The 8,621-nt window shown below is 73.2% G+C and carries 8 protein-coding genes and 1 pseudogene; 3 read left to right on the top strand and 6 right to left on the bottom strand.

All coding sequences use genetic code 11. The features are described 5' to 3' along the window. The 4 genes from HW445_RS10925 to HW445_RS10910 all read right to left on the bottom strand — a co-directional run. Positions 1-989 (bottom strand): FAD-dependent oxidoreductase (locus HW445_RS10925; RefSeq protein WP_180220826.1); only part of this gene is annotated, 989 nt, incomplete at its 3' end. A 198-nt stretch (positions 990-1,187) separates the two neighbouring features. Continuing rightward, positions 1,188-1,688: a hypothetical protein gene (locus HW445_RS10920; protein WP_180220825.1), complete on the bottom strand. Its 501-nt coding sequence runs from the start codon at positions 1,686-1,688 to the stop codon at positions 1,188-1,190. 134 nt (positions 1,689-1,822) lie between these two features. Then, the gene (locus tag HW445_RS10915) at positions 1,823-2,815 is read right to left on the bottom strand and encodes a bifunctional GNAT family N-acetyltransferase/NUDIX hydrolase (RefSeq protein WP_180220824.1); all 993 of its coding nucleotides are present in this window, start codon (positions 2,813-2,815) and stop codon (positions 1,823-1,825) included. Between the two features lie 70 nt (positions 2,816-2,885). Next, positions 2,886-3,461, bottom strand: coding sequence for a TerD family protein (locus tag HW445_RS10910; RefSeq protein WP_151774310.1), 576 nt, complete (start codon positions 3,459-3,461; stop codon positions 2,886-2,888). A gap of 298 nt (positions 3,462-3,759) precedes the next feature. On the opposite strand from HW445_RS10910, the gene arfB reads away from it, so the two are divergent. After that, complete coding sequence (gene arfB, locus HW445_RS10905) at positions 3,760-4,194, top strand: alternative ribosome rescue aminoacyl-tRNA hydrolase ArfB (protein WP_180220823.1); 435 nt, start codon at positions 3,760-3,762, stop codon at positions 4,192-4,194. Between the two features lie 54 nt (positions 4,195-4,248). Here the strand turns inward: arfB and HW445_RS10900 are convergent, their stop codons facing one another. Next, complete coding sequence (locus HW445_RS10900) at positions 4,249-4,824, bottom strand: flavin reductase family protein (RefSeq protein ID WP_180220822.1); 576 nt, start codon at positions 4,822-4,824, stop codon at positions 4,249-4,251. Positions 4,825-5,483: 659 nt separating this feature from the next. Here HW445_RS10900 and cdgB point away from each other — a divergent pair. Together cdgB and HW445_RS10890 are read left to right on the top strand one after the other, a co-directional pair. Further along, positions 5,484-7,313 (top strand): diguanylate cyclase CdgB, encoded by a 1,830-nt coding sequence (cdgB, locus tag HW445_RS10895; protein ID WP_180220821.1) that lies wholly within the window; start codon positions 5,484-5,486, stop codon positions 7,311-7,313. A 128-nt stretch (positions 7,314-7,441) separates the two neighbouring features. Beyond that, positions 7,442-8,434, top strand: a complete 993-nt coding sequence (locus HW445_RS10890; RefSeq protein WP_180220820.1) for a carbohydrate-binding protein — start codon at positions 7,442-7,444, stop codon at positions 8,432-8,434. 16 nt (positions 8,435-8,450) lie between these two features. Here HW445_RS10890 and HW445_RS33495 read toward each other — a convergent pair. Then, positions 8,451-8,621 (bottom strand): annotated as a pseudogene (locus HW445_RS33495) (1-phosphofructokinase); the annotation flags it as partial.

Below are 8,621 nucleotides of genomic sequence, written 5' to 3'. Positions count from 1 at the left end.
GTGCGGCCCTCGGCCAGCGCGTCGCGGCGGTACGTGACGCGGTCCCGCCAGTCGGGGAGGCCGAGGTCCAGGAGGGTCTCGCCCCGGGCGACGGCGTCCTCGCGAGGAGCGCCGGGCGCCAGCGGGAACTGGGCCTGGAGCAGGTGCTCGCCCTTGGGGGCCAGTGTCGGGTCCTGCACGGTGAACCGCTCCACGTAGCCGGGACCGTCGAGGTCGGAGAGGACGAACGCGTCGCGCGGGTCCTCGCGCAGGGCCAGGTCGACCAGGACGGTGCGGCCGCTCGGCCAGGTCAGCGACGCGTCGTCGAGGAGTGCGCGGGCCGCGGCCAGCGAGGTGGCGACGATCACCGGGCCGTCGTGGGGACGGGCGTCGGCCAGGGTGTGGACCCGCGCGCCGGTCTCCGTCCGGACGCCGAGGTTCCGGGCACGCGCGGCCATGCGGTTCACGATGGCCTGCCACCCTCCGCGGGGGTAGCGGACCTCGGGCGGGAAACCGGTGATGCGCCGCAGCCGTTCCTGCACGAAGCGGGCGGAGAGCGAGCCGGGGTCGTGGTGGAAGAGCACCACGGAGGTGAGGTACGCGGTGGCGCGGGCCGCCTCGTCGCCGATCCGCCAGGAGGCCCAGCTGAGGAAGTCGACGTCCGCGGGCACCTGGTCGGCGTCGGTGCCGAGCAGGCGGACCATGCCGAGCGGCGGGGTGCGGCGCAGGGCGCCGTGGTGGCGGAACCGGGCCCCGGAGACGTCGCTCAGCCGGAACGGGGCCAGGGGGCCGATCAGGCCGCGGTCGTTCAGCCAGGCCCAGTGGGGGCTGCGGCTCAGGAAGGCGTGCGGGCCTTCGTTGGTGCGGTAGGGGGCGGCGGCGGTGCGGGCTCGGCCGCCGAGGTCGTGATGGGCCTCGTACAGGGTGACGTCGGCGCCGCGCTCGGCGGCGGCGATGGCGGCGGTGAGTCCGGCGAGGCCGCCACCGACGACGGTGACGGTGCGGGGCATGGTTCTCTCCCTCGGACACGGACACGGACACGGGCGGGTCAGGACGGGACGTATGGGCGCCGGGCGGTGGGGTGCGCCGGTGCGCCGGTATGACGTCCGAGTCCCCCTTCGTGCGGTGTCGACGCGGTGACCGGGGAGAGAACCGGAGCGGGGGAGGCGGGGTGAGAGAGCCGGAGCGGAGAGCGGAGAGCGCGGGGCCTACGGCAGGCGGGGGAAGCGGGCCTGGAGAGTCCAGACGGCCGGGTTCTCGGCGAGGTCCTCGTGCATGTCGCAGAGGTCCGCGATGAGGTCGTGCAGGAAGTCCCGGGCCTCGCGCCGCAGGGCGGAGTGGGAGAAGCGCAGGGGCGGCTCGTCCGTGGTCATCCAGTCGGCGTCGATCTCGACCCAGCCGAAGCGGCGCTCGAAGTAGAGCCGGTCGGTGGACTCGGTGAAGTCCAGCTCCGCGTGCTGCGGGCGGGAGGCGCGGGAGCCGGCGGGGTCGCGGTCGATCTGCTCGGTGATGTCGCACAGGGCCCAGGCGAAATCCAGGACCGGAACCCATCCCCAGGCTGTGGAGATCTCCTCGTCCTTCTCGGTGTCGGCGAGGTAGACGTCACCGCAGAACAGGTCGTGGCGCAGGGCGCGGACGTCCGCGCGCCGGTAGTCCGTCTGGGGCGGGTCCGGGAAGCGGTTGGAGAGCGCGTAGCCGATGTCGAGCACACGCCGATGGTGTCATGCGCCGGACCGGCGTCGCGTCCACCGCCGGCCGCCGCCACGTGGTGGTGCCCCGGCGGCCACGAGACCCGCCCGCGCCCGTGGTGCCGGGTGACGACCGGCTTGCGTGCGGCCCCCGGTCACGGCGAGGCCGGGCGGTCCTCGGCGGTGGCGGCGGCCACCAGCATGGCCAGGCGGGGCGGCCAGATCGTCTCCTCCGTGGCGGCCAGCTCCTCCAGCGGCCACCAGCGCCAGGCCAGGATCGCGTCGCTGGCGTGCGCCTCCGTGAGGTCGCCCGCCAGGTCGCGGAGCGGGGCGCGGGCCAGGTAGACGTGCTCGTGCTGCCGTACCGGGACGCCGCGGTAGGGGAAGTCGTGCTCCCAGACGCACAGCAGCGGGCCGGGAGTGACGTCGCTCCAGCCGGTCTCCTCGCGGACCTCGCGGGTGGCGCCCTGCAGCGGGCTCTCGCCGGGCTCCAGCCCGCCGCCGGGCAGCGCCCAGTAGGCGCCGGTGTCGGGGTTCTCGTACCGGAGCAGGAGGACCGCCCGGTCGGGGTCGGGACCGACCACGGCGACCCGCGCGGCGGCGCGCGGCATGCGGGGCGTCCGGGGGTCCTGGAGCGGCTTGCGCAGCACCGAGCAGGGGCGGTGGTACTGGCGGTCCACGCGGTGGCCGATGACCTGGTAGCCGAGGGCGGTCCAGAAGGCGAGCGAGTCGGGGGTGCTGTCCAGGACGGCGAGGCGCACGGCGGTGCGGCCGCCGGCGAACAGGCGGGCCTCGACGGCGGCGACCAGCCTGCGGCCGAAGCCCTGGCGGTGGACGGAGGCGTCCACCATCAGCAGCCCGATCCACGGGTCCGGGTCCGCCGGGTCGGGGTGATGGGCGAGGGTGACGGCCAGGCCGACGAGGCGGCCGGAACTGCGGGCCAGCAGCACCTCGATGTCCGGATCGGCGAGTTCGTCCGCGAGGGCGGCGGCCACCTGCTCGGGGCGGATGTCGTCCGGGTCGGGGAACTCGTCGCCCCCGCTGAGCGCGTGGAACTCCCGGTTCGAGGCGTACAGAGCGGTGAGCTCGGTGAGCACGGGGCCGGGGATGTCACGGTCCGGGGTGAGGGTCAGCGGCTCCAGGATCATGGGCGCACGCTAATGGACGGCGGGGCCGGCCCGCCCGCGGTGCGGACGGACCGGTTGCGGCCGAGGGCTGTCAGACGCTGACGCCGAAGTCCTGGGCGATGCCGGCGAGGCCGGAGGCGTAGCCCTGGCCGACGGCACGGAACTTCCACTCGGCGCCGTGGCGGTAGAGCTCGCCGAAGACCATGGCGGTCTCGGTCGCGGCGTCCTCGGAGAGGTCGTAGCGGGCGATCTCGGCGCCGCCGGCCTGGTTCACCACGCGGATGTACGCGTTGCGGACCTGGCCGAAGTTCTGCGAACGGTTCTCCGCGTCGTAGATGGAGACCGGGAAGACGACCTTGTCGATCTCGGCCGGGAGACCGGCCAGGTTGACGTTGATCGCCTCGTCGTCGCCCGCGCCCTCACCGGTGCGGTTGTCGCCGGTGTGGACGATGGACTGGTCCGGCGTCGCCTTGTTGTTGAAGAAGACGAAGTACGTGTCCGCGTAGACCCGGCCCGCGGCCGTGACCGCGATGGCGGACGCGTCGAGGTCGAAGTCCGTGCCCGTGGTGGTGCGGACGTCCCAGCCCAGGCCAATGGTGACGGCGGTCAGGCCCGGAGCTTCCTTGGTGAGCGAGACGTTGCCGCCCTTGGACAGGCTTACAGCCATGGTGGGAGTCCCTTCCTTCGTTGTGTGACTGACGGGCTTCGCACTGGGGGCGAAACTACCGTCGCATCGTTGAACGCTGGGAGAGGTCTGTGAGGTTCCGGCTGGCTTTACCTTTTTTACCGTTCACCCGGACGGCGGGACGCGCAGCGGATGTGCATCGGACGCGCATCGGACGTGAAACAGGGGGCGAGCCGGACGCGCACGGGTCGCGAGCCGGACGCGCACGGGTCCCGGGCCGGACCCGGAGCGGCCGGAAACCCGGATGACTGGGCCGCCCCGCGCAGGGGACCATGGGGGCATGTCCGGTCGCCCCCTTCTCATCCGCGGCTCCGTGCCTCTGCCCGAGGCGGAGCTGAACTGGCGCTTCTCCCGTTCCGGAGGGCCGGGCGGACAGCACGTCAACACCAGTGACACCCAGGTCGAGCTGCTGTTCGACCTGGCGGCCAGCGAGGCGCTGCCGCCGGTGTGGAAGGCGCGGGCGCTGGAGCGGCTGGGGTCGCGGCTGGTGGACGGGGGCGTGCTGGTGGTGCGGGCGTCGGAGTACCGCTCCCAGTGGCGCAACCGCGAGGCGGCGATGGAGCGGCTGACGGCCCTGCTGGGGGAGGCGGTGGCGCCGCCGCCGAAGGTCCGCCGGCCGACCCGGATCCCCCGCGGCATCAACGAGCGCCGTCTGCAGGAGAAGAAGAAGCGCGCGGACACCAAGCGGGGACGCAGCTCCCGCAACTGGGACTGACCGGCGCGGACGCTCCGTCCGCGCCCGTGCCCGTGCCCGAGGGAGTCGCCCGGTTCAGCTCAGGTGCCGGTAGCGGCTGCGGAAGTGGAGCAGCGGACCGGTGTCGCCGGGCGCGGTGGTGGCCGTGAGGACGCGGCCGACGACCAGGGTGTGGTCGCCCGCCTCGACGCGCTGCTCGGTGCGGCACTCCACGGTGGCCAGTGAGCCGGTGATCAGCGGGGCCCCGCTGGCCTCGCCGCGTGTGTGCGGGACGTCGGCGAAGAGCAGCCGGTCGCTGATCCGCCCCTTCATGGCGAACCGCCCCGCGATGTGCCGCTGGTCCTCCGCGAGCACCGAGACCGCCCACAGCGGCTGCTCCGCCAGCAGGTCGTCCATCCGGGAACCGGTGCGGAGGCTGATCATCGCCAGCGGCGGGTCCAGCGAGACCGACATGAAGGCCGTCGCCGTCATGCCCGCGTCCTCGCCGGCCGGGCCGTCGGGGTCGGGCTGGGGCTCGTGCGCGGTCACCAGGACCACGCCCGAGGCCAGCCGGGACATGGCCGCGCGGAATTCTTCGTCGTTCACACCTTTAGCATGCCCCGGCTCCGGGACGGCACGGAACGCAGGGGCTACGGGGGTCACGGGGATCATGGGGGCCTCGGAGGTGATCGGGGCTGTTGTGGGCGCGGGGGTTGTACGGGCAGCAGGTGCCACCGAGGTCGCGGGGGGCGCGGTGTCCTGAGGGGCCACAGGGGTCGGCAGGGCGGAGGGTGCAGCTGCAACCGCTGGAACCGGTGACCCGGACGGGCCCGCGGAGCCAGGTGGGACCGGGGAGTCCGCCGGGCCTGCGGAGACCGGAGAGCGCGCCGAGACCAGGGAGCCCAGGGAGGTGTGAGGTGCCGGGGGGAAGGAAAGGGTCGCCACATGAACGACGCTAGGCGCCGCCACGCCTGCCGCGCATCGGCCCCCGGCCGCAACCCGTCCCCGCTCCGGGACCTAGGTCCCACGCCCCCGCGACCGGCGGCGGTCCTGCGTAGGCCGGCTGTCCGGCCGTCCGGCCGCCCCACCGACCCACAGGCCCGCGGGGCCTCCCACCCGCCCCGCCACCGTGGAATTCCGCCGTCGTCTTCCCCGTTCTCACCACGTTGTCCAAGTTTCCCGTGATACATGTGACTTGACTCACAGCGTAAGAAATTTGCTGACCCTGCGTACCGGTGGGGCAGCGCGCTGTGATTCAGTGGCGTGGAAGCTGCACGAGGACGCCGAAGACAACCCTTGATTCGCTACGAGGTCTCGGGGGGAGGGCGAGCATGGAGACCGAGTCGGAACCGTATGTCCGCCTTGCGACTCTGCGGCAGCTGCATCAGCTGATGGCGCGGATGAACACGGCGCGCAGCCTCGCCGACACCCTGCAGACCGTGGCCGACGGGCTGGTCGAAGGACTGGGCTGGGAGCTCGCCGCCGTCAACATGGTCCGCCCCGAGTACAACGACCTGGTGGTCGCCGCCGTCGCGGGCAACACGGCCGCCGAGGCGCTGCTCACCGGCCGCTCCGGGTCCCGTGACTCCTGGGACCGGCGGCTGGCCATGGGCGAGTCCTGGGGCACGCTCCGGTTCATCCCGCACACCGAGGCCTGGGCCCTCAACGAGGACGACGTCCCGACCTGGCTCACCGGCGGCCCGCTGCCCCGCTTCGAGGACGAGTGGCACCCCGACGACCGGCTCATCGCGCCGATGTACGCGCCCGGCACCCTGGACCGCAAGACCGGGCCCGAGCTGATCGGCGTGATCTCGGTGGACCGTCCCCGCAACGGGCGCCGCCCCGGCGCCTGGGGCCGTGAGGCGCTGGAGACGTACGTCTTCCACGCCGCCATCGCGATCACCAACGCCCGGCTGCGCTCCAACATGCAGCGCGCCCTGGTCCGCCTGGAGCGCGAGCAGCAGGCCCTGCGGGCCAGTGAGGAAAGCTTCCGGCACGCCTTCGAGTACGCCCCCTCCGGCATGGCCATCACCGACATGGGCTCCGGCGACCAGTACGGCCGGATTCTGCGGACCAACGACGCGCTGTGCCGGCTGCTGGGCCGCCCGTCGACGATGCTGTGCAAGCAGTCGTTCGAGGGCCTGGTCCACCCCGAGGACGCGGACACGCTGCGCCGGACCTACGCCGACGGCGGCCGGGCCGAGCTGCGGCTGTCCCGGCGGGACGGCAGCTACGTCTGGGTGTCGCTGCGCAACTCGGTGGTCGCCGACACCGCCGACGGGCCGCGGTTCCTGCTGAGTCACGTCGAGGACATCGAGGAGCGCAAGCGCCGCGAGCTGGCGCTCGCCCACCGGGCGTCGCACGACTCGCTGACCGGTCTGCCGAACTCGGCGGAGCTGCGGGCGCGGCTGAGCGCCCGGCTCTGCGACCGTCCGTACGCGCCGTCCACGGCCGGGTCGCGGCTGGCCGGGGTGGTGGAGTCGCTGGACGCCGCCTACGGGGACGAGCCGTGCGAGCTGGGGATGTACGAGCCGGGGATGTACGAGCCGGGCGCGTACGACACCGGCGTCTACAACGACCTGCCGTTCGAGCACGTCCACCCGGGCGGCCCCGGAGCCCCGGGCGGCCGGGCGGCCTTCGAGCCGGACCCGTTCGAGAGCATGGGGCACAGCCGGTTCCCGGCCCCCACGGACCGGTACGACATCGTCGGCGAGCCCCGCCACGTGCACACCGTGGCGCCGCTCGAGACCCGGGACGACGGCACCAAGGGGCTGGCGGTCCTCTTCTGCGACCTGGACGGCTTCAAGGGCGTCAACGACCGCTACGGCCACAACGCCGGCGACGCGGTGCTGATAGAGGTGGCCCGCCGCCTCAGCGAGGGCGTCCGGGACGGCGACACGGTGGCCCGGCTGGGCGGCGACGAGTTCGTGGTCCTCGCCGACGGCCTGGGCCGGGCGGACGCCGAGGACCTGGCGGTACGGCTGCGGAACCGGATCGTCCAGCCGATCACGGTGGACGGCAGGGACATGCGGGTCGGGGCGAGCTTCGGCATCGGCTGGGCGCACTGCGGCATGACGGCCGAGGAAGTGCTGAAGTCCGCTGATGAACGCATGTACGTGCAGAAACGATCACGTCCGAAAACTCACAGACGCGCGGGTTGAACCGCAGGTCAGCGGCCGGTCACCTGCCGGTGGGATCTGTGTCACCCACTCGGGCTACAAACACCGGGTACGCTCGCAAGACATCACCTGTCGCACCTGACCCCGCATTTGTTGAGGAGTACCAAGGGATGACGTCCGGTAACAACGGCGCCAGCACGCCCGAGGACGACGACCCGTTCGGCTACCTCTACGCCGACGGACAGGCCAACGGCGCCCAGCCGCCCTCCGGCGGCGGTTACGGCTACCCGAACTCCGTCAACCGCGTGCGGGCCGTCGGCGAGCGCCGGTACGGCGCCCAGCAGACGGCGCAGCAGCCGGCGCAGGCCCCCGGCGCGTACGGAACGCAGGCCCCCGGCGCCTACGGCAGCCCGAACCCCCACTACCAGGCCCCCGAGGCGGCCATGGGCTCCGTCGGGGTCCCCGGCGGTCCCGGCGCCCCTGGCTCGCGCCGTTCCCAGGACGGCGGCGGGCGCGGACGCGGTCCCAACACCAAGGGCCTGATGATCGGCGCGGTGGCCGTGGTGGCCGCGGTGGTCGTCGGCATCACCATCGCGGTGGCCGGCGGCGACGACGACGCCGACAAGACCGCGGGCACCGACCCTTCGCCGACGGCGACCTCCATGGAGAAGCCGACCAAGGCCGCGGGCGACGGCAAGGACAAGAAGAAGGACGAGTTCGAGCCGACGAAGATCGACGCGGCCTCGCTCGGCGACTTCGCCGGCGGCGCCGCTCCCGCGAGCGACGTCCCGGGCTCCCGGGCCGAGGGCGGCTCCTACATCGCCGGTCTGAACACCCCCGGCTCCTCGGTGACCTGGACCGTCAACGGGGTGCCGAAGGACGGCCAGTACACGCTCTTCACCTACTACGGGGTCCCCGGCGAGGACGCCAAGGCCGCGCTGGTCGTCAACGGCGGACAGCCGGCCGAGGTCAACCTGAAGAACTACGCCGGGGCGGAGAAGGGCGACTGGGCCAAGGGCTGGACCCGGACCTACAACTACATCCCGCTGAAGCAGGGCACCAACACCATCACCCTCACCTGCGCCGACGGCTGCAACGCCAACGTCGACCAGTTCGGCCTGGTCCAGGGTGAGGTGGCCAAGGAGCCGCAGGAGTTCTCCTGACGCCGGCGGCGTCGGGTCAGCCCGCCGGGGCGGCCTCGGAGACCCGGACCCGGCCGAGCAGCTCCTCGTAGAGCGGCCGGTCGAACTCCCCGGCGGCCGGTGACGCCACGGTGGCCGCCGAGAGGGCGGCCGCCCGGGTCAGCCGCTCGGGCCAGGGCAGGTCGTCCACGAGCCCCGAGAGCAGCCC

Source organism: Streptomyces sp. UH6, from assembly GCF_013421635.1.
GTDB lineage: Bacteria > Actinomycetota > Actinomycetes > Streptomycetales > Streptomycetaceae > Streptomyces > Streptomyces abyssomicinicus.
This window is presented reverse-complemented; position numbering and strand designations above follow the sequence as displayed.